This is a genomic window from Pantoea ananatis PA13, from assembly GCF_000233595.1.
In the GTDB taxonomy this organism is placed as follows: Bacteria; Pseudomonadota; Gammaproteobacteria; order Enterobacterales; family Enterobacteriaceae; genus Pantoea; species Pantoea ananatis.
The window spans coordinates 3,596,584-3,615,380 of sequence record NC_017554.1 but is presented as its reverse complement, the minus strand read 5'-3'; the positions used below and the strand labels follow the sequence as shown (position 1 = coordinate 3,615,380).

At 56.4% G+C, this 18,797-nt stretch carries 20 protein-coding genes; 11 read left to right on the top strand and 9 right to left on the bottom strand.

Annotated elements, in window-relative coordinates:
- Positions 1-76: 76 nt before the first annotated feature.
- Genes PAGR_RS17200 through PAGR_RS17185 form a run of 4 tightly spaced genes read right to left on the bottom strand, consistent with a single transcriptional unit; the run spans position 77 to position 4,114 of the window.
- Positions 77-808, bottom strand: coding sequence for a class II aldolase and adducin N-terminal domain-containing protein (locus PAGR_RS17200; protein ID WP_014606527.1), 732 nt, complete (start codon positions 806-808; stop codon positions 77-79).
- A 43-nt stretch (positions 809-851) separates the two neighbouring features.
- Positions 852-1,667 (bottom strand): ABC transporter substrate-binding protein, encoded by an 816-nt coding sequence (locus tag PAGR_RS17195; RefSeq protein ID WP_013024736.1) that lies wholly within the window; start codon positions 1,665-1,667, stop codon positions 852-854.
- 23 nt (positions 1,668-1,690) lie between these two features.
- Positions 1,691-2,563, bottom strand: coding sequence for a phytanoyl-CoA dioxygenase family protein (locus tag PAGR_RS17190; RefSeq protein ID WP_013024737.1), 873 nt, complete (start codon positions 2,561-2,563; stop codon positions 1,691-1,693).
- Between the two features lie 27 nt (positions 2,564-2,590).
- Entirely contained in the window at positions 2,591-4,114 is a 1,524-nt protein-coding gene (locus tag PAGR_RS17185; protein WP_014606526.1) for an amino acid ABC transporter permease/ATP-binding protein, read from the bottom strand.
- Between the two features lie 425 nt (positions 4,115-4,539).
- Between PAGR_RS17185 and PAGR_RS17180 the strand changes: the two genes are divergently transcribed.
- The 5 genes from PAGR_RS17180 (at position 4,540) to argE (ending at position 9,232) form a co-directional block, all read left to right on the top strand.
- A complete protein-coding gene (locus PAGR_RS17180) occupies positions 4,540-5,451 on the top strand; it encodes a LysR substrate-binding domain-containing protein (protein WP_013024740.1) in 912 nt (303 codons plus the stop codon).
- Between the two features lie 245 nt (positions 5,452-5,696).
- Positions 5,697-6,962 carry a flavin-containing monooxygenase gene (locus PAGR_RS17175; RefSeq protein ID WP_014606525.1) on the top strand — a complete coding sequence of 422 codons (1,266 nt, stop codon included), beginning with the start codon at positions 5,697-5,699 and terminating at the stop codon, positions 6,960-6,962.
- A 17-nt stretch (positions 6,963-6,979) separates the two neighbouring features.
- Entirely contained in the window at positions 6,980-7,414 is a 435-nt protein-coding gene (locus tag PAGR_RS17170) for a RidA family protein (protein ID WP_013024742.1), read from the top strand.
- The gene (locus PAGR_RS17165) at positions 7,411-8,085 is read left to right on the top strand and encodes a DUF1028 domain-containing protein (RefSeq protein WP_014606524.1); all 675 of its coding nucleotides are present in this window, start codon (positions 7,411-7,413) and stop codon (positions 8,083-8,085) included. The genes PAGR_RS17170 and PAGR_RS17165 overlap by 4 nt, the downstream gene beginning before the upstream one ends.
- Positions 8,063-9,232 (top strand): acetylornithine deacetylase, encoded by a 1,170-nt coding sequence (gene argE / locus PAGR_RS17160; protein WP_014606523.1) that lies wholly within the window; start codon positions 8,063-8,065, stop codon positions 9,230-9,232. The genes PAGR_RS17165 and argE overlap by 23 nt, the downstream gene beginning before the upstream one ends.
- 70 nt (positions 9,233-9,302) lie before the next feature.
- On the opposite strand, the gene PAGR_RS17155 is transcribed toward argE, so the two are convergent.
- A complete protein-coding gene (locus PAGR_RS17155; protein WP_014606522.1) occupies positions 9,303-10,076 on the bottom strand; it encodes a HalD/BesD family halogenase in 774 nt (257 codons plus the stop codon).
- Between the two features lie 98 nt (positions 10,077-10,174).
- Between PAGR_RS17155 and PAGR_RS17150 the strand changes: the two genes are divergently transcribed.
- A complete protein-coding gene (locus PAGR_RS17150) occupies positions 10,175-11,122 on the top strand; it encodes a LysR substrate-binding domain-containing protein (RefSeq protein WP_014606521.1) in 948 nt (315 codons plus the stop codon).
- A 79-nt stretch (positions 11,123-11,201) separates the two neighbouring features.
- Here PAGR_RS17150 and hpxZ read toward each other — a convergent pair whose 3' ends face one another.
- The 4 genes from hpxZ to PAGR_RS17130 are packed head-to-tail and all read right to left on the bottom strand — an operon-like array spanning position 11,202 to position 14,760.
- The gene (gene hpxZ, locus PAGR_RS17145) at positions 11,202-11,585 is read right to left on the bottom strand and encodes an oxalurate catabolism protein HpxZ (protein WP_014606520.1); all 384 of its coding nucleotides are present in this window, start codon (positions 11,583-11,585) and stop codon (positions 11,202-11,204) included.
- The gene (locus PAGR_RS17140; RefSeq protein ID WP_014606519.1) at positions 11,585-12,982 is read right to left on the bottom strand and encodes an AtzE family amidohydrolase; all 1,398 of its coding nucleotides are present in this window, start codon (positions 12,980-12,982) and stop codon (positions 11,585-11,587) included. Before PAGR_RS17140 ends, hpxZ begins: the two co-directional genes overlap by 1 nt.
- Positions 12,979-13,161, bottom strand: a complete 183-nt coding sequence (hpxX, locus tag PAGR_RS17135; protein WP_013024749.1) for an oxalurate catabolism protein HpxX — start codon at positions 13,159-13,161, stop codon at positions 12,979-12,981. Before hpxX ends, PAGR_RS17140 begins: the two co-directional genes overlap by 4 nt.
- A gap of 12 nt (positions 13,162-13,173) precedes the next feature.
- On the bottom strand, positions 13,174-14,760 hold the full coding sequence (locus PAGR_RS17130) for a gamma-glutamyltransferase family protein (RefSeq protein WP_014606518.1): 1,587 nt from the start codon (positions 14,758-14,760) through the stop codon (positions 13,174-13,176).
- 156 nt (positions 14,761-14,916) lie between these two features.
- Between PAGR_RS17130 and hpxU the strand changes: the two genes are divergently transcribed.
- From hpxU to PAGR_RS17105, 5 genes are all read left to right on the top strand, one after another.
- A complete protein-coding gene (hpxU, locus tag PAGR_RS17125) occupies positions 14,917-15,756 on the top strand; it encodes a MurR/RpiR family transcriptional regulator HpxU (RefSeq protein ID WP_013024751.1) in 840 nt (279 codons plus the stop codon).
- A gap of 192 nt (positions 15,757-15,948) precedes the next feature.
- On the top strand, positions 15,949-16,734 hold the full coding sequence (locus PAGR_RS17120) for a transporter substrate-binding domain-containing protein (protein ID WP_014606517.1): 786 nt from the start codon (positions 15,949-15,951) through the stop codon (positions 16,732-16,734).
- 10 nt (positions 16,735-16,744) lie between these two features.
- Complete coding sequence (locus tag PAGR_RS17115; protein WP_014606516.1) at positions 16,745-17,410, top strand: amino acid ABC transporter permease; 666 nt, start codon at positions 16,745-16,747, stop codon at positions 17,408-17,410.
- A complete protein-coding gene (locus tag PAGR_RS17110; RefSeq protein ID WP_024471625.1) occupies positions 17,410-18,066 on the top strand; it encodes an amino acid ABC transporter permease in 657 nt (218 codons plus the stop codon). Before PAGR_RS17115 ends, PAGR_RS17110 begins: the two co-directional genes overlap by 1 nt.
- On the top strand, positions 18,047-18,778 hold the full coding sequence (locus PAGR_RS17105; RefSeq protein ID WP_013024755.1) for an amino acid ABC transporter ATP-binding protein: 732 nt from the start codon (positions 18,047-18,049) through the stop codon (positions 18,776-18,778). The genes PAGR_RS17110 and PAGR_RS17105 overlap by 20 nt, the downstream gene beginning before the upstream one ends.
- Positions 18,779-18,797: the final 19 nt, after the last annotated feature.

Below are 18,797 nucleotides of genomic sequence, written 5' to 3'. Positions count from 1 at the left end.
CGCGTGGCGGCAAAAGGCTGTCGCCACGTGCTGTCTCTGTTGCTGTCACCTGCGTGACGGCCGTGCGTGGAAGCGCTCAGTCGCACAGGGCGGGATCGGCCTCAATCATCAACTTCTTCATCTCCTCGAAATGCCGCAGAGAGAAGTCGGGAATACCTTCCCAGTTGCGGGCCGTTTTTTCCGCAACCTCATCGCTCAGGACTTTCAAGGGTTGCCCGGTAGACCAGGCGGTGACCAAAATCTGGCAGGCGCGCTCCAGCGTCCAGATGTCATCAAAGGCCTCGCCAATGGTCTGGGCGGTAACCATGACGCCGTGATTGCCCATTAACAGGCGACGCTTATCGGTCAGCAGGCTGGCCAGACGTGCGCCTTCCTCTTTCGTATCGGCCATGCCACCGTATAACGTATCTACCGCGATGCGGTTGAAGTAGCGCGCGCTGTTTTGATCGACAGGCGGAATGTGCGGCTGCGCCAGGCAGGCAACGCTGGTGGTGTAAACCGGATGCAGATGCATCACGACCCGGGTTTCTGGCAGCCGCTGATGAATTTGCCCATGAATGGACCAGGCGGTGGCATCAACATCATCCCACTCTGCACAGGATGCATCCTCAGCATTGAGCAGCAGTAAATCGCTGGCGCGAAGGCGTGAAAAGTGTTTCCACTTTGGGTTCATCAGAAACTGCTTACCATCCGGTGAGACAGCGGCACTGAAATGATTCGCTACCGCCTCATGCATGCCCAGGTGGGCAATAATGCGGAAGGCTGCCGCCAGATCGATACGCGTTTGTTCTTCGAAAGAAAGCGCCATATTACCTCCAGAAAATGAACGCGTGCCCGGCACGCGTTTGAGATTAAGGCTTAGGCATCAAGGTCTTGAGATCGTCCGCCGTCGGCGCTTCAAAATGGTATTTTTTGAGCAGTGCGGCATACTCTGGCGTTTTACTGTAGGCTTCCAGCGCCGCAACCAGGGCCTGTTTCACCTCCGTATTGTCCTTCTTCACGCCGAAACCGTTTAATACGGGATAGATGAGCGTCGTGGAAGATATCTGGATGCGGTCGCCCAGCTTCTGGACAACGCCACGCGCCACCGCGGCATCGGTGATCTGCGCTTCCACCGCATGGGAAAGCATCGCCTGAGTCGTCTGAGGATCGGTCGCATATTCGCTGATCGCGATAGGGGGCTTACCGTTTTTCACACAGTAATCGTCAGACAGTTTATGCAACTGCTGTAGCCAGGAGGTGGCGCCCATTGAGCCAATTTTATGGCCGCAGAATTCTTCAGGCGTCTTGGGTTGATAATCACTTCCCTTCAGCGACAGGATAGCCTCGCCGCTTTTCAGGTAGGGAATCATGTCGATCACTTTCATGCGATCGGCGGTGATATACATCGACGAGTTAGTGATATCGAACCGGTTACTCTGTAAACCGGTGATCAGGTTAGGAAAACGGGTATCAATATTCACGGCTTGACGGCCCATCACTTTTGCCAGGCCATCAAGAAACTCAATGTCAAAGCCAGCGGGTTTATTATCCTTCATGTATTCATAAGGAAAGAAGGTCATATCCGATCCGGCGATGATTTTACCTGGTTGTAAAAAGGCTGAGGCGTTAAATGACGCCAGGACAGCGCCTGCGGCAAGCAGACTTAATACACATGTTTTCATCATTATTATCTCTCTGTTAGGCGCAATCAGACGTTGGCAAGATCTTGACCTGCCTGCTGAACAAAGAACGAGGCTCCGCGCGGTTTCTGCGGCAGGCGAAGTTCATTTGGGGTGCTGCGGACCATGCCGCTTTCGTCACCATAAACCAGCGTTCCGGCATCCGGGCTGGGCAAGGGGTTTTCACCGAAAGGCAGCGCGTCTTCCGCCGCGTACACGGCGATAAACAGCGTGCGCGGCCACTCGGTTTCATTGGGGCTGGAGGCGTGCAGCAGCCTTGTGTGCATAAAGCACACGGACCCGGAGGGACCAAAGCAGGCGCTGGGCTGCTGACACTGCTCTTTCACCACCGCAGGCTCGACGGCCCCGGTAAAACGCCCGTCCTGCCAGTGCGAATACAGTGGTCCCCGATGGCTGCCCGGCACCACGTTCAGCGGGCCATTTTCCGGCGTGACCTCACTGACCATCAGCAGCGCGGTCACGATATCGTCGTTGCTGTGCGGGGTGAACAGGAAATCCTGATGCCATTCCACTTTCGTTGCGGTATGGGGCAGCTTCGAGTTGATCTTGCTGTGATGATAGCGTGCGCCGCTGCCACCAATTAACTGCCCGGCAATCTGCGCCATTCGTGACTGCAGTGCCGCATGGCGATAGGCGGCAGAGATGTCGTTTGGTGAGCTCACGCGACGCAAAGAAGGATGGTCGGCACTGTGATCGCTCTCAATGTCGAAACGCGAACGGCCATCCTGAGTATTGCCCCAGGGGGCACTCTGGCTGCGGCTTTCCTCAACCCATTGGTCAAAATCGTGCTGCAGCGCGGCGATTTCCTCGCTTGTCAGGACATGTTCAACTACCAGAAATCCCTGCTGGTGATACTGATCTACCTGCCACTGTTCAATCATGGTCGTGCCCTCGTGTTGAATACATCGTTACGCCAGCGAGACATCCTTCAGAAATGCTTCCACGCGCGGATGCTGGCCATCGCGCAGCGCCTGGGGTGCGTCGTCACAGACCACGCGTCCTTTTTCCATAAAGACAATTCGGTCAGAAACTTTGAAGGCAAAGTTCATCTCATGGGTCACGATCACCATGGTGATGCCCTCGCTTGCCAGGGCTTCAATCACCTGAAGGACTTCATTCACTTTTTCAGGGTCCAGCGCTGACGTGGGTTCGTCGAACAGCATGATTTGGGGGCGCATCATTAAGGCGCGTGCGATAGCCACGCGTTGCTGCTGACCACCGGAGAGCTGATGAGGGTATTTCCACGCATGTTCGAGCATGCCGACTTTGAAAAGCAGCGCGGCGGCCTGCTGCTTTAAGGCCTGGGTGGGCGCGAGCTTGTGATAGCGCGGTGCCAGCATCAGGTTATCCATAACGTTGAGGTGGCTGAACAAGTTGAAGCTCTGAAAAACCATCCCAATGTTGAGGCGGTGCTCGGTATGCTCAATGAAGCGTGGCTTACGTTGTTCTCCCTGCTGACGAAGGTGAATAAAAGGTTTTCCGTTAATACGAATCTCACCGTTATCGATCTGCTCCAGGCCGTTGAGCAGGCGAATCAGCGTGGTTTTTCCCGAGCCTGAAGGCCCGATCACCGAGACCACCTCACCAGCGTGGATCTGCAGGTTCACTGCGCCCAGTACTTCAACATTGTTGTAAGCCTTGTGAAGACGCAGGGCCTGCAACGCTGGCCCGCTGTCGTGCACTGCCTGACGAACCGGGCTCACCGCCGTGCGTTGTGCGAGGTCGAACAGTTGCGCATCGGGTTTGCCGGAAGGCTGACGCTGCGTGACGTCAAGATAGCGCTCCAGCTGCTTTAACAGGAAATCAAAGACGGTGACGATCAGCACGTAATAGAAGGCCACGGCAGCCATGGTTTCCATGACCAGAAAGTTCTGCGAGTAAAGCCGCTGGCCGACCATCAAAATTTCGGTAAGTGAGATAACAGAGACCAGCGACGTCAGCTTCACGATCGCGATGTATTCGTTCGCCAGCGCTGGCAAGGCCACACGCAGAGCCTGCGGAATAATAATGCGCCACTGAATACCGGCATAGCGTAGTCCCAGTGCCCGGGCAGCCTCGCTCTGGCCCCTGGGAATTGACAGCAGCCCACCGCGGTGAATCTCCGCGATGTAGGCGCTCTCACAAATGGTCAGCGCAATAAACCCGGCCCAAAACGGATCGCTCAATATCGCCGACGTGGCGGGCACTGCCTGAGGCAGGTTGTAAACAAAGATCAGCAGAACCAGTAAGGGCAGGCTGCGAAAGAGCCAGATATAAAATCGGGCAGGCAGCGTCAACAAGGGATGGCGCGACTGCTTGGCCAGCGCCAGAATAAATCCCGCGATAATGCTCATTCCCCAGGTCAGCAGGCTCAGTTTGATGACGGTCCAGGTCGCCAGCCAAAAGTTAGCGTCGCTAAACAGACTGAACATATAGTTCCAGTTAAATGTCATGGGCTTGCTCACATTAAACAGAAGAGGGTTAGTCATTTAATTCTGTAATTCACTATGGCGGCATGACGGGAACGATAGCAATTAGTAATTTCTTTGGTTCTGATTTTAAAAAAACTATCCAATGGCTATCTGCCTTTTTAAATGACGTGTTTTTTAATATCACAGGGGAATAATTAGCGTATTGCTTCCCTTTTTGCGCTTATTTAGGGCAGGGCGCTGATCATTAAGACGCAACGTGAGAGTTATTGGTGCAATTTATTTTTTTGAGTGTCGCGATCGGTTGCCGCTAAAAAAACAGGCGGGCGGTATTTTTGAATAAAGGGCACGCAGGCTAACTGAACGTGATGTGGCACAGCATTTGCAGCGCTACTTAGTCGAAAACGAAGCAAGGCTTCCGGTTAGCCATAAAAAACAGAGGTAACGCTATGAGTCGCTTTACACTTAAACAGCTCAGGTATTTTGTCGCCGTCGTAGAGACAGAAAGCATTGCTGAAGCTTCGCGCCAGCTGCATATCGCACAGCCCTCTATCTCTGTCTCCATTAAAAATCTGGAAGACGCCTTCGATCAGCAGCTGTTGATCCGTCATCATGCTCAAGGGGTTTCTCTGACGCCCGGTGGCCGCCGTTTTTATGAAAAAGCCCAGGAGCTGTTACGCCTGACACATGAGTTTGAGCAAAATTCACGTGCAGATAACACGCTGATTTCAGGAACGATTGCAATAGGTTGCTTCGAATCTGCGGCACCGCTGTACATGCCAAAACTGATTGCGGGCTTCAAAAAGCGTTATCCCGACATCACCATTGAACTTTACGATGGCGAGCAGCATGAACTGATGCACGGGCTCCATCGCGGACGTTTCGACCTGGCTTTCCTGTACGATCTTGAGCTGGATAACACGATACAAAAAGCGGCGTTGAACGCGCCGCATAAACCCTATGCGCTCTTGCCAGTAAAGCATCCGCTGGCGCAAAAATCCCTCGTCACGTTGCGTGAGCTGAGTCAGGAACCCATGATTTTACTGGATGCTGTACCCAGCAGGAATTACTTCATCAATATTTTCAAAAGCAAAGGTTATCACCCGCAGGTTGCCTACAGTTCGCCCTCCATCGAAATGGTACGGTGCATGGTGGGGCAGGGATTAGGCTTTTCCGTGCTGGTCACCCGGCCTTACACGGATATGACTTATGACGGTGAAAAACTTGCGCAGATTGATATTGAAGATGAGATGGAAGCCTCGACGTTAATCATGGCCTGGTTAAGTCATAATGAACCGACGCGCCCAACAAAACTTTTTATGGACTATTGCCAGAATAGTGCATTAGGGCCGACGGCGTGAAAAGCAGGGTGCATTTATCGTGCAGTTCGGTAAGAAAAGGAAAAGTATTTTTGACCACGGTGTTGAGTCATTCCGCGTTGTAATCGTTGGGTGGCCATAATAATCGGCTGCACATCCTTTGCTTATTAATTTCTTATTCAGATATTAGCTTTATAATATTTTACCCATTCACTTGCCTCAAATAGTCTTGGCGCTATCGCGTGTCAGGAACACGTCATTGAAACGGCGGGCTTGAGGATGGTGGAATGACAATAACAGAGCAAGAAACAGACACCCTGGTGATTGGGGCAGGACAGGCCGGTATCGCCATGAGCGAGCATCTGGGGCGGCTCGGCATTCCGCATTGCGTGTTGGAAAAAAAACGTATTGCTGAGGCATGGCGGACCCGCCGATGGGATTCGCTGGTCGCCAACGGCCCGGCCTGGCACGACCGGTTTCCCGGCATGACGTTTTCGGGGCAGGATCCCGACAGCTTTGTGCCTAAAGAACAGATCGCGGACTATTTTGAAGCCTATGCGCAACACATTAAAGCCCCTGTCAAGACCGGCGTCGAGGTCATCAGCGTGGCGCCCCGTGCCGGGCGCAGCGGGTTCGATGTCCTCACCTCTGAAGGCCCGCTCGTCGCTCAACGCGTGGTCGTTGCCACAGGCCCCTTTCAGAAGCCCATTATCCCCGCGATTGCGCCCACGGATGCGGGATTCACTCAATTGCATTCAGCAGACTATCGCAACCCGCAACAACTGCCTGAAGGCGGCGTGCTGGTGATCGGCGCGGGCTCGTCAGGGGTGCAGATTGCCGATGAGCTGCAGCGTGCAGGAAAAGACGTCTGGCTCTCTGTTGGGCCGCACGATCGGCCGCCGCGCCGTTATCGCAACCGGGATTTTTGCTGGTGGTTAGGTGTGCTCGGCCTGTGGGATGCTGCTGCCAGTCAACCAGGTAAAGAGCACGTCACCATTGCGGTCAGCGGCGCGCGAGGCGGCCACACCGTTGACTTTCGCAGGCTGGCGGAACAGGGCATCAACCTGGTCGGGTTAACGGAACGCTTTTCCGGTGATGTCGTGACCTTTAAGCCCGATCTGGCGCAAAACATCGCCTCGGGTGATGAAAACTATTTATCCCTGCTTGACGCGGCTGATGCCTGGGTAAAACGGCATGGCCTGGATTTGCCCGAGGATCCGGCCGCGCGCGCGTTTCTGCCCGATCCGGAAAGCGTCTCGCATCCTGTGCAGTCGCTCAATCTCGTCCGCGCAGGGATCACCACCCTCATCTGGGCAACGGGCTATGCCACCGATTACAGCTGGCTGAAGGTTAACGCCTTTGACGAGAAGCGCAGACCCGTTCATCAACGCGGCGTTTCCACCGAGTCCGGGCTCTATTTTCTCGGGCTTCCCTGGCAGTCGCGCCGGGGGTCCTCGTTTATCTGGGGCGTGTGGCATGACGCAAAATATGTCGCCGACCATATTGCTATCCAGCGCCAGTATCAGGATTACCGTGCCGCTTCAGAAAACTGAACCAGGAGACTGTCTTTATGCCAACCCATACACGTATTCGGATGTTTAACACCAAAGAAACCTATCCCAATCAAACGCTGGACAACGATCTCTGCCAGGCCGTGCGTGCAGGTAACACGGTGTACCTGCGGGGCCAGGTCGGCACGGACTTCGACGGCAATCTGATTGGTCTGGGCGATCCGGCTGCACAGGCGGCGCAGGCGATGAAAAATGTGAAGCAACTGCTGGAAGAGGCAGGAAGCGACTTGTCGCATATCGTCAAAACCACAACCTATATTATCGATCCGCGCTACCGCGAGCCGGTGTACCGTGAAGTAGGAAAATGGCTCAAAGGCGTTTTCCCCGTCTCGACTGGTCTGGTGATTTCAGCCCTGGCGCAGCCGCAGTGGCTGATGGAAATAGATGTCATTGCGGTGATTCCGGATGACTGGAAAGGTGGAGCGACCCAATGACCTTATCGGTAACGGCACGTTGTGAAGAAACCGGTCAACTTGGCATCGCCATCAGTTCATCCAGCATCGCCGTGGGCGCGCGCTGCCCCTGGCTGCAGGCTGGTGTGGGGGCCGTATCCAGCCAGAACATTACGTTGCCTTCTCTGGGGCAGCAGATTCTGGTGTATCTGGATCAGGGCCGCGCGCTCGATGTGGCGCTCAAGCTGGCGCTGGCTGAAGACAGATTCAGTGACTACCGTCAGGTCGCCGCAATCGATATCCAGGGGAATACGGCGTTTTTCAGTGGCAGCCAAACCCTGGGGATCTGGAGCGTGGCTGAAGGAAAAAACTGTATCGCCGCAGGTAATATGTTGGCGGACAAAGGCGTGACGGCAGCAATGTGTGCGGCTTTTGCTGCGGCCTCCGGTGAACTGGCCAGCAGGCTGCTTGCGGCCCTTCAGGCCGGTGTAGCGGCGGGCGGAGAAGCCGGACCGTTACATTCTGCCGCGCTCAAACTGGTGGATGACTACACCTGGCCATTGGTGGATCTGCGCATCGACTGGACAGAGGGCGATCCTGTTGGACAACTGACGCAACTGTGGCTTGCCTATGAACCGCAGATGGAAGCCTATGTCACGCGCGCGTTGGATCCGCGTGAGGCTCCCTCCTATGGCGTGCCCGGCGATGAATGATCGTTTAAGGGCGATTCTGGCCTCACTGCTGGCCGTTGACACAACCAGTCGGGCGTCAAATCTGGCCCTGATTCAGTTTATTGACGACTACCTGACTGACAGAGGCGTGACGACGCAGTGGCTGCTTGATGAGAGCGGTAAAAAAGCCAATCTGTATGCGCGTCTGGGGCCGGACGGCGAGGGCGGGGTCATGCTGTCGGGGCACACGGACGTGGTGCCGGTTGAGGGACAAAACTGGTCCGTTCCGCCTTTCGCCCTGACGGAGCGTGACGGGCGATGTTATGGGCGGGGAAGCGCCGACATGAAAGGCTTTATTGCCTGCGTGCTGGCGTCGCTGGATGACTTTCTGCAACAGCCCCTCCGCATGCCCTTACATCTTGCTTTTTCCTATGACGAAGAGGTCGGCTGCCTGGGCGTGCGCTCGCTGGTGGCGATGCTCAATGCCTCAGCGGCAAAGCCTGCGATGTGTATCGTGGGTGAGCCGACCGGCATGCAGCCGGTTTACGGACATAAGGGAAAGCGGGCGGTGCGCTGCCGGGTACAGGGCCTTGCCTGCCATTCCGCCTATACGCACCAGGGCGTCAACGCGATTCACTATGCCGGGCGGCTAATTGCGCATCTTTTGCATCAGGAAGCGGCGCTCAGGCAGCAACGTGATGAACGGTTCGAACCGCCCTACAGCACGCTGCAGGTGGGCACGATTCAGGGCGGAACAGCACTCAATATTGTGCCTGAAACCTGCCAGTTTGATGTGGAGTGGCGAACGCTGCCCGATACGGATATACAGAACCTGTATGACAGTGTGCGCCACTTCGCCGAAGCTGAGCTGATGCCTGAAATGCAGCGCATTGATCCGGTATGTCACATTGCCTTTCAGCCGCTGAGCGACTATCCCGGCTTGCTGACGGATCCGCAGACCGACTTTGCCCGCTGGCTGGCGCAGTGGAGTGGGCAAGACGACTTCACCACGGTGGCCTTTGGCACCGAAGGCGGGTTATTTAACGAGATGGGAATAGCGACCCTGGTTTGTGGGCCGGGAAGTATGGAACAGGGACACAAAGCAGATGAGTTTGTCAGTGTTGAACAGCTTGAACGCTGTATGACGATGTTAAAAAATCTGCGCCAGTGGATGCGGTCACATCTGTAAACGCGACCGATTAAGCCACGCAGGGCGGAACGCCCCGTGTGGCCTGAGCCCATCCGCTCGCCGGTGCCGTTTACAACCGACCGTAAAATGTCATCCGGGCCGTCTCAGACAAGGCGATGCCGGGCGCGGTATTGTAAGCCAGCACCGCCAGCATCCGGGTCACGTCGCCTTCGGTAGGCGTCACGCGATGCAGGGAATTACGTCCGCGAAACAGTACCAGGTCACCGGCTTCAATTGCCAGCTCTTCGACGGGCTGCTGTTCATCCAGCACGTCGGCCACGCCCGGATAATTCATCTCGCCCGCATCGGCATCCCGCAGATCTTTCACATACTGAAACCGCCCGCCGCCGGTTGGTTTCTGCACCAGTAACGTGATGGCAAACGACGAGTTATCGAAATGCCATCCCAGCTCTTTCCCGTGCGAGGCATAGTGAAGGTTAATGGACGACAAAGGATCGGCGTACGGATACAACGCCCCTTCATCAAGCACCTCACACAAAAAAGCCTGAAAAAGTGCATCGTCGTAGAGCTGACGCAGCGGAGAATCCAGCGCGATGACGTCATCAGTAATACAGCCCTTAGTGCTACTGACTTCGCGGTTCCGGGGATGCGTATCGCTAAACGCAGGGTCCGTTTTCATCAGGTAGACGTTATGCTTACTTTGGGTATGGTAAGCACGGTGGCGTTGCGCATCGCCTTCTGCGACGATGGCCGCTAAGGCGGCGGGCTGTAAAAAATTGCGCAGCACCAGCGCGCCCTGCTGATGAAGTTGCGTCCGACACTGTTGACGCCAGGCGTGACTGGACAGAGGATGTAAGTCAGTGCGTACCAGAGATTCAGACATCGTTTATTTCCTACGCGTGATTATTTAGTCATCACTGTAACGAGGCCCGATTGTACTGAATACCAATAAATATTTAAGACCCTGATAAGGAAGCCTTAATGCCCACGCCGTCGTTGCGCCTGCCTAAAATTAACGTTATTCAGTCATTTAAGGTCGCTGCGGAAACCGGCAGCCTGACAAAGGCGGCGGCGCAGTTGGCCTTGACGCCAGCCGCGGTGAGCCAGCAGATTCGTCAGCTGGAAGATCACCTTGGCTGCGTCCTGTTTTTACGGACTCAGCATGGCGTCATGCTGACTGAGATGGGCAGGCAGTATCTCCGCTACGTGTCGGAAGCCTTCGATATACTGCAGCTTGGTCAACGGAATATCGGGCGAAAAGATACCGCCGCTCAGCTTACGCTGTATGCGCTTCCCGCACTGGCATCAAAATGGGTCCTGCCGCATTTGTCTGACTGGCGCGCGCGCTGCCCGCATGTCGGCCTCTCTCTTCATGGCACGCACGCCGACGTGGACTTCAGTAAAACCCCGGCTGATTTTGTTATTTGCTTTGGGGAAGAGGCCTATCCCTGGCTGAACAAACAGTATCTGTTCCATGATGAGGTTTTTCCGGTCGCCAGTCCCGCGCTGATCAATACCTTTGCTGCCGCAGACAGATTAAACCAGGCTCCGTTGATTCATCTCGACTGGGGGAAAGAGGGACGTTTTCTGCCGGACTGGCCTGCGTGGTTTGAGGCAAAAGGACTCCCTGAGCCCGTGGCGCAGCCCGGCCTGACGTTTAATCTGACCTCACTGGCGATTGATGCGGCGGTGGCAGGCGCGGGGATGCTGTTAGGGCAACGTCACATGATTGCCGGGGAACTGGCCCGGGGCGAGTTGGTGGCGATCGATTCCTTATGTCTGCCGCTCAGTAAACCCTATTATCTTGCCTGGCCTGCGCGGACAGCCAGCCAGGAGGGAAGTGAGGAGATGATTGCCTGGCTGCGGGAACGCGCGGCAGAGCGCGGTCCCGCCGGAAAGCCAGCCGGGGATGCCGCCTCCCTTTCCTGAGGGGCCTGCACTGGTCACCGGGACGATGATCGACCAGCATGAAGGTGAGGCATCCTTGCCTCTGGCGCAATGGTTCGGTTTAACTCATCAGACTGACCTGGGCCGCGACGATGCGCCAGCCTGAGGGGAATTTCACCCAGGTTTGTTGCTGACGGCCAATTTTCTCCGTGCCTGCACGGGTGAATTCGGTACTGCACACGGCAAAGGCATCGCCAAAGGTGGTGATCACCGTATTCTGTAAGGTGCGATCCAGCCCCGCCGAAGGGCGGGCGGCACGGAAAGCGCGAATCTCATCAATGCCGTACAGGTTCTCTCCGGCACCCAGCCGCACCGTTCTGGCATCGTGCCAGAACAGCGCATCCAGAACGGCAATATCGTTGCCCGTCAGCGCCTGTTCGTAACGGTAAAAGGCGGCGGTTACGGCATCCAGCACGTCGGGGCGGTTAATCTCTTCAGTATTCATCAGGCTCCAGCCATACAGGTAGGCGAAAATGTCAGACCTTGTTGTTCAAGGGCAAAGGCGGCTCGTAATACCGCCTGTTCGTTAAACGGCGCACCGATAAGCTGTACGCCAATCGGCAAGCCGCTTGCCGTGGCCAGTGGAACAGTACAGACGGGCAGGCCGAGAAAAGAGATCGGTTGGGTTAACATGCCCATGCTGGCCTTGGTCGGCAAGTTCTGCCCGTTGATGGCGATAGTTTCCTGACCTATCAGCGGCGCGCTGCAAGGGGTGGCGGGGGCGATCAGGACATCAAACCGCTCAAACAACGGCAGTATTTGCTGTTGGAAATGACGACGGAAGCGTTGCGCCTGCACATACCACGCACCCGGCAGCATCGCGCCCGCCAGCAGGCGCTCACGGGAATGAGGTTCGAACCGTTCAGGTTGCTGACGCAGCGCCGGCAGATAGTGATTGCCGCCTTCTGACGCGGTCATAATAAAGGCGGCTGAGCGGGCCAGTTCGGCTTCCGCCATAATCACTTCCTCACTAGCCTGCAACGCGGTCGCGATTTGAATCTGCGCGGCACGGGCATCATGATCACACCACGTCGAAAAGAAGCCGCCCAGAACCGCACAGCGCAAATCCTGTGCCCCCCGTTCCAACTGAGGCCGCGTGGGTGCCTGAGGCCGATCGGCCTGAAAGGCATCCATGCTGTCTTTACCCTGCAGGAGATCGTAAACCTGCGCCAGATCGTCAACGCGGCGGGCAAAGGGACCGATGTGATCCAGACTGGCGACAAACGGATGGCTACCGCTGCGGGACAGGCGACCAAAGGTTGGCTTCAGGCCAAAGATGCCGCACAGGGAAGCCGGCACGCGTATCGATCCATTGGTATCCGTGCCCAGCGAGAAAGGCACCAGTCCGGCCGCCACGGCTGCCGCTGAACCGCCGGAGGATCCCCCGGCGATCCGCGCCAGATCATGCGGATTGCGCGTGGCGCCATAGTGGCTGTTTTCAGTGGTAAAACCGTAGGCATAGGCATCCATATTCACCATGCCAGAAAGCAGGGCGCCGGCCTGTTGCAGTTGGGTGATGGCAAAGGCGTCACGGTTGGCTGCCGGGCGCTGACCAAATAATTCAGCCCCAGCCAGGGTTGAGTAACCCTGCACATCAAACAGGTTTTTTACCGCATAGGGAATGCCCGCCAGCGGCGGTAACATCTCACCGCGCAGGCGCTGTTTATCAATCGCATCCGCTTCCTGCAACATTCGCGTTGAAGTGATATCCGTCCAGGCATTAAGCTGCGGATTCTGTTTCTCAATCGCGGTCAGCGTCTGCTCCGCCACTTCACGCGCACTGATCTCTCCCTGCTGAATCTTCTGCTGAAGTGCCTGAATGGAAACCTCGCTCAGCCTCATGCGTTGTACACTCCTGCAACTTCAAGACGATCGTCCAGCGGATAAGCCATCAGCGGGGCCGCCATATCGGCAATGCGCGTCATCTGGACCAGCAGGGCTGCACGGCGTGCGTCGTCCAGCTCCAGATGAAGAATGTGTTCCATTTGGGCGATATAGGTTGCCCACTCAATGTGATTCATAACGTACTCCTGTCAAAAACCGGCGGCGCTGCCGTTGCTACGCGGATCGCTTGCGCCTTCGAACATACCGTTGTTGTGACGAACAATCGCACCTGCATGGCCGACGACTTCACTGAATGGCGGAAGTGACTCCACCTCATGGCCTAACTGACGTAACCGCTCCAGCGTTTCTGGCGCGAAGCGACTCTCCAGCTTGAGGGAATCCGAGGTCTGTCCCCACGTTCGGCCCAACAGCCAGCGGGGTGCGCTGACCGCCTGTTGCAGCGGCAGGCGCTGGATCACATGGCGGGTAAAAATGGCAGCCTGGGTCTGGGGCTGTCCGTCACCGCCCATGGATCCATATACCATCGTCCGGCCGTCTTTCAGGCGCGCCGCGGCAGGGTTCAGCGTGTGGAAAGGTTGTTTACCCGGGGCGAGTGCCAGCAGGTGATCGGGATCGAGGCTGAAAGCCGCCCCGCGGTTTTGCCAGACGATCCCGGTGCCGGGCATCACCACGCCACTGCCAAATTCATGATAAATGCTCTGGATAAAAGAGACGGAAAGGCCGCTGCTGTCCATGACGCCCATCCAGACGGTATCGCCGGGGCCTCGTCCGGTTCCCCATGGCGCAGCGCGGTTATCATCAATCTGGCTGGCGATCGTTGTGAGCAGATCGCTGTCGAGCAGCGCCTGCAGATCGTCCACCACATGACGAGGATCGGTGATGTGCCGATCGCGTAAAGCAAACGCTTTTTTTGTCGCCTCAACGATGCGGTGAATGGTTTGTGCTTCATCGGCATTCGCCATATCCAGATGATCGGTAATGCCCAGGATCGCCAGAGAAACCAGCCCCTGCGTCGGCGGTGTGATATTCCAGATATCGCCTTCGCTATGTCTGACATGCAACGGCTTGACCCGACTGGCCCGCTGCTGCTGTAAATCGGCCAGGGTAACGGGAATGCCCAGGTTGACCATCTCGCCTGCCAGATGGTGCGCCAGCGTGCCGCGATAAAAGCTTTCCAGCCCTTCTTCACTTAACAGACTGAGCGTGCGCGCCAGATCGGGTTGGGTGAAACGACTGCCTTCCGCCGGAACATCTCCGTCCGGCAAAAACAGGGCGGAAAAGCCGGGCTGATGCTGGAGCTCTTCGCGCTTGCTGCGGGTGGCCGAGGCCTGCGAGGCCGTGACCGGAATGCCGTCTGCCGCGTAACGCACCGCGTCACGCAGTAATCGTGCCAGGGGCAGGGGCGTGCCGCCGAGCTCGGCTGACAGCGCCAATGCCTCATGCCAGCCGCTCACCGTGCCCGCCACCGTTAATGCGGCTTTTGGCCCGCGATGTGGAATTTGCGTTTCACCCTGATAGAAGTCGATATTTGCAAGAGAACCCGCTCTGCCGCTGGCGTCGATAGCAATAGGGTCGCCCTTACCCGGCATTATCAGCCAGAAACCGTCCCCGCCCAGGCCGTTCATATGCGGATAGACGACGGCAATAGTCGCAGCAGCGGCCACCATGGCCTCAATCGCATTGCCGCCTTCACGCAGCACCGCCAGCGCACTTTCACTGGCCAGATGATGAGGCGTTACCGCCATGCCCAGCGGGGCCATATTGCTCTGAATCATGCTCTTCTCATTGTGTTATTCAGGGTACAGAACCAATAACTAAGCAAGAGCCGTTCCAGTTTTTATCGTCGCTAAGGATCGGAACCGGTTCATCTGGCCCAAATTATGCTAGCTTCTGTTAAACCCCGCGGTTGAAACAAAAGTTACAGGACCTGAATGAAACAGCTTGATGAACGGCTCAAAACCCATTACCCCCAGCTTTCGCCGCAGGAGCAGCGCATTGCCGACTTTATCTTTGACCACTTCGACGATCTGATTAGCTATAACAGCGCCGAGCTGGCGCGCCTGAGCGGCGTGTCAAAAGCGACCGTCAGCCGGCTGTTTAAACGGCTCGGTTATGACAAGTACAAAGATATGCGCGATGAGCTGCGTACCCTGCGCCAGAGCGGGATGCCGCTAACGGATAACCGCGATGCCGTGCAGGGCAATACCTTACTGTCGCGCCATTACAAGCAGGAGATGGCCAACCTTACACAGTGGGTAAACAGCATTGATGCCCGGCAGTTTACTGAGGTGATCGCTCAACTGGCTCAGGCGAAACGTATCTACATTGTCGGCATGCGCAATGCCTATCCGGTGGCGCTGCACCTGCGCCAACAGCTGATCCAGACGCGTTCGCAGGTGCATATCCTGCCCCAGCCGGGACAGACGCTGGCCGAGGACCTGGTGGATATAACGCCTGAGGATATGGTCGTGGTTATCGCCTTCCGGCGGCGCACCCGCATTATCCAGCCGCTGATGCAGCAGTTGCAAAGCGCCGCTATTCCCGTGCTGGCGCTGTGCGAGCCTCAGGCGCAGAGCGTTATCGCCCTGGCGCGCTGGCAGTTTTGCGCACCGCTGGACAGCGTGTCAGCGTTTGACAGTTACGCGTCGGCCATGAGCCTGATCAACCTGCTTGCCAATGCCTTGCTGCATGAACTGCTGTCAGACGGACGCCAGCGCATTCACCATATTGCCGATCTTTATCACCAGCTTGACGAGCTGGAGCACCGTTAACAGGCACCGTTTTGGTGCTTTGCCCCGTTTTGGAACGTCCTGCGGGGCAACGTCTGATGCCTCTGTATTGCTATAAATAGCGCTTATCAGCCATTAAGTCGCATTTTTCAGCGTGCGTCCGCGTTGGCACATTAGTTGCAGAATGCCTTCAATAAGAATCTTTTGTTTCACATAATCTCACCGGGGTGCATAATGAAAAAAGTTCTGATGGCGGTCGCAGCAGCGGCAGTATTGATGGTGCAGGCGGGCAACGTGTTGGCCGATCAACTGCAGGATATCCAGAAACGCGGCGTGCTGCGGGTTGCGGTACCGCAGGATTTCCCGCCGTTTGGCTCAGTGGGGACCGATCTGCAACCCCAGGGCTATGACATCGACATGGCGAAGTATCTGGCTAAGCAGATGAAACTTAAGTTGCAGCTGGTGCCGGTCACCAGCGCGAACCGCGTACCTTACTTGCAAACGGACAAAGTTGACCTGGTGATCTCCAGCATGGGGAAAAACCCGGAACGCGAAAAGGTGATCGACTTTAGCCGGGCCTATGCGCCGTTCTTCCTGGGCGTTTTCGGTCCTAAAGGCGATCATCTGAAAGATGCCGCAGCACTGAGCGGTAAATCTGTTGGCGTCACCCGCGGTGCGGTAGAGGACATGGTACTGAGTGAGGTAGCCCCTAAGGATGCGCAGGTGAAACGTTATGAAGATAACAACACCACCTTATCCGCTTACCTCTCCGGCCAGGTGCAGTACGTGGCAACGGGTAACCTTGTGGTCGCGGCCATTACGCGTCAGAACCCGGCAAAAGCCCCTGTTGCGCAATTTATGCTGAAAGACTCTCCGTGCTATATCGGATTGAAGAAAGACGAGCCGGCGCTGAAAGAGAAAGTGAATACGCTGATCGAGCAGGGCATTAAAGACGGCACGCTGAATAAAATGTCCGAAGAGTGGCTGAAAGCGCCGCTGCCAGCCAACCTGGGCGCATAAGGACGGAGCAATGACCGGGCAACTTAATTTCCCTGCATTGTGGCCGTACTGGCCGGAGTTGCTCTCCGGCCTGTGGGTAACGATCCAGTTAACCGTGCTGGCAACGGTCGGGGGCGTCAGTATCGGTATCATCGGCGCGGCGCTGCGCAGTGGTAGACCCAGTTGGTTAAGCCGCCTGTGGGGCCTCTATGTTGAACTGATACGCAACACGCCGTTTGTGGTGCAGCTGTTCTTTATTGTGTTCGGCTTGCCGAACCTGGGGCTGAAACTCACGGCGGGTGAAGCCGCGCTGCTGGCCATGCTGGTTAACCTGGGGGCTTACAGTACGGAAATTATCCGTGCCGGTATTCAGGTCACGCCAAAAGGGCAGTGGGAAGCCGGTCGGGTTCTGGGGTTGACGCGCAGCCAGACGTTTTTACGCGTGGTTTTGCCGCCGTCGCTGCAGCGGATTTATCCGGCGCTGGTGAGCCAGTGCATCATTGTCATGCTGGGATCCTCGGTGGTTTCGCAGGTCTCCTATGAGGAACTGACCTTCGCCGCCAACCTGATTCAGTCGCGCACCTTTTTGAGCTTTGAAGTCTACTCGGTGACCACGCTGATTTACCTGGCGTTGTCGATTGTGATGCGTCAGCTGCTGCTGGCGATTGGCCGCAAATGGCTGGGGGTGCAGGCATGATGACAACCTTTACTGACTGGGACATCCTGCGCAATCTGCTGCTGGCGGCTCGCTGGACCATCGCGCTGTCGCTGGTGGCCTTTTTAGGCGGCACGCTGGTCACGCTGCCGCTGCTGTTTTTACGCCTGTTAAAGCGTAAATGGTTGACGCGCGTGATCCGTGCCTATACCGAACTGTTCCAGGGCACGCCGCTGCTGATGCAGCTGTTTCTGGCTTTCTTTGGCGTCGGACTGTTCGGTATCGACGTCGCGCCCTGGACCGCCGCCTCGCTGGCGCTGACCTTTTATACCAGCGCGTTTCTGCTGGATATCTGGCATGGCAGTATTCAGGCCCTGCCCAAGGGCCAGTGGGAAGCATCACGCTGCCTCGGGCTTGATTTTGGTCAGACGCTGACGCGGGTCATCGCACCCCAGGCGATTCGCATTGCGATTGCCCCCACGGTGGGATTTGCGGTGCAGGTGATCAAAGGCACGGCGCTGGCATCCATTATCGGGTTCGTCGAGCTGACCAAGGCCGGCACCATTCTGAATAACGTGACCTATCAGCCCTTTAAAGTCTTTGGGCTGGTGGCACTGGGCTATTTCCTGCTGTGTTATCCGCTGTCGCGTTACAGCCAGTATCTGGAGAAAAAATTTAATGCCGCTCATCACCATTAATCAGGTGCAGAAGTATTACGGCACCAACCACGTTCTCAAAGGCGTGGATCTGGATATCGATATGGGAGAAGTGATCTCCATTATCGGGCGCAGCGGTTCAGGCAAAAGTACGCTGTTGCGCTGCATGAACGGGCTGGAAGGCTATCAGGATGGCAGCATTAAACTCGGCGGTATGACGATTACCGACCGTGATTCCCAGGCGCGGGAAATCAGCCGCTCAGTCGGCATGGTGTTTCAGAACTTCAATCTGTTCCCGCATATGACGGCGCTGGAAAACGTCATGCTGGCGCCGCGTCGGGTGCTGAAAAAAAACCAGGCGGAGTGCCGCGAACTGGCGGCGCGCATGCTGGAGAAAGTGGGGCTGGGCGAGCGGCTGGATTATTACCCTTCCAGCCTGTCTGGTGGTCAGCAGCAGCGCGTTGCCATTGCCCGCGCGCTGGCGATGGAACCCCGCGTCTTACTGTGTGATGAGATTACCTCTGCACTGGATCCTGAGCTGGTCGGTGAAGTGCTAAAAGTGCTGGAACAGCTTGCCGCCGAGGGCATGACGTTGATTCTCGTCACCCATGAAATGAACTTCGCCCGCGACGTGGGCGATCGTGTGGTCTTTATGCATCAGGGGCGCGTCTGGGAGCAGGGCGACAGTAAAACGCTGTTCGCTTCTCCACAGACGGCGGAGCTAAAGCAGTTTATTTCCTCTGTGCGTCTTTGAGTGCTTAACAAGGAATTCA

Excerpts from the sequence above, each read along its gene's own strand:
- PAGR_RS17200 (WP_014606527.1), bottom strand. The coding sequence starts at position 808 with ATGGCGCTTTCTTTCGAAGAACAAACGCGTATCGATCTGGCGGCAGCC.
- PAGR_RS17195 (WP_013024736.1), bottom strand. The coding sequence starts at position 1,667 with ATGATGAAAACATGTGTATTAAGTCTGCTTGCCGCAGGCGCTGTCCTG.
- PAGR_RS17190 (WP_013024737.1), bottom strand. The coding sequence starts at position 2,563 with ATGATTGAACAGTGGCAGGTAGATCAGTATCACCAGCAGGGATTTCTG.
- PAGR_RS17185 (WP_014606526.1), bottom strand. The coding sequence starts at position 4,114 with ATGACATTTAACTGGAACTATATGTTCAGTCTGTTTAGCGACGCTAAC.
- PAGR_RS17180 (WP_013024740.1), top strand. The coding sequence starts at position 4,540 with ATGAGTCGCTTTACACTTAAACAGCTCAGGTATTTTGTCGCCGTCGTA.
- PAGR_RS17175 (WP_014606525.1), top strand. The coding sequence starts at position 5,697 with ATGACAATAACAGAGCAAGAAACAGACACCCTGGTGATTGGGGCAGGA.
- PAGR_RS17170 (WP_013024742.1), top strand. The coding sequence starts at position 6,980 with ATGCCAACCCATACACGTATTCGGATGTTTAACACCAAAGAAACCTAT.
- PAGR_RS17165 (WP_014606524.1), top strand. The coding sequence starts at position 7,411 with ATGACCTTATCGGTAACGGCACGTTGTGAAGAAACCGGTCAACTTGGC.
- argE (WP_014606523.1), top strand. The coding sequence starts at position 8,063 with ATGGCGTGCCCGGCGATGAATGATCGTTTAAGGGCGATTCTGGCCTCA.
- PAGR_RS17155 (WP_014606522.1), bottom strand. The coding sequence starts at position 10,076 with ATGTCTGAATCTCTGGTACGCACTGACTTACATCCTCTGTCCAGTCAC.
- PAGR_RS17150 (WP_014606521.1), top strand. The coding sequence starts at position 10,175 with ATGCCCACGCCGTCGTTGCGCCTGCCTAAAATTAACGTTATTCAGTCA.
- hpxZ (WP_014606520.1), bottom strand. The coding sequence starts at position 11,585 with ATGAATACTGAAGAGATTAACCGCCCCGACGTGCTGGATGCCGTAACC.
- PAGR_RS17140 (WP_014606519.1), bottom strand. The coding sequence starts at position 12,982 with ATGAGGCTGAGCGAGGTTTCCATTCAGGCACTTCAGCAGAAGATTCAG.
- hpxX (WP_013024749.1), bottom strand. The coding sequence starts at position 13,161 with ATGAATCACATTGAGTGGGCAACCTATATCGCCCAAATGGAACACATT.
- PAGR_RS17130 (WP_014606518.1), bottom strand. The coding sequence starts at position 14,760 with ATGATTCAGAGCAATATGGCCCCGCTGGGCATGGCGGTAACGCCTCAT.
- hpxU (WP_013024751.1), top strand. The coding sequence starts at position 14,917 with ATGAAACAGCTTGATGAACGGCTCAAAACCCATTACCCCCAGCTTTCG.
- PAGR_RS17120 (WP_014606517.1), top strand. The coding sequence starts at position 15,949 with ATGAAAAAAGTTCTGATGGCGGTCGCAGCAGCGGCAGTATTGATGGTG.
- PAGR_RS17115 (WP_014606516.1), top strand. The coding sequence starts at position 16,745 with ATGACCGGGCAACTTAATTTCCCTGCATTGTGGCCGTACTGGCCGGAG.
- PAGR_RS17110 (WP_024471625.1), top strand. The coding sequence starts at position 17,410 with ATGACAACCTTTACTGACTGGGACATCCTGCGCAATCTGCTGCTGGCG.
- PAGR_RS17105 (WP_013024755.1), top strand. The coding sequence starts at position 18,047 with ATGCCGCTCATCACCATTAATCAGGTGCAGAAGTATTACGGCACCAAC.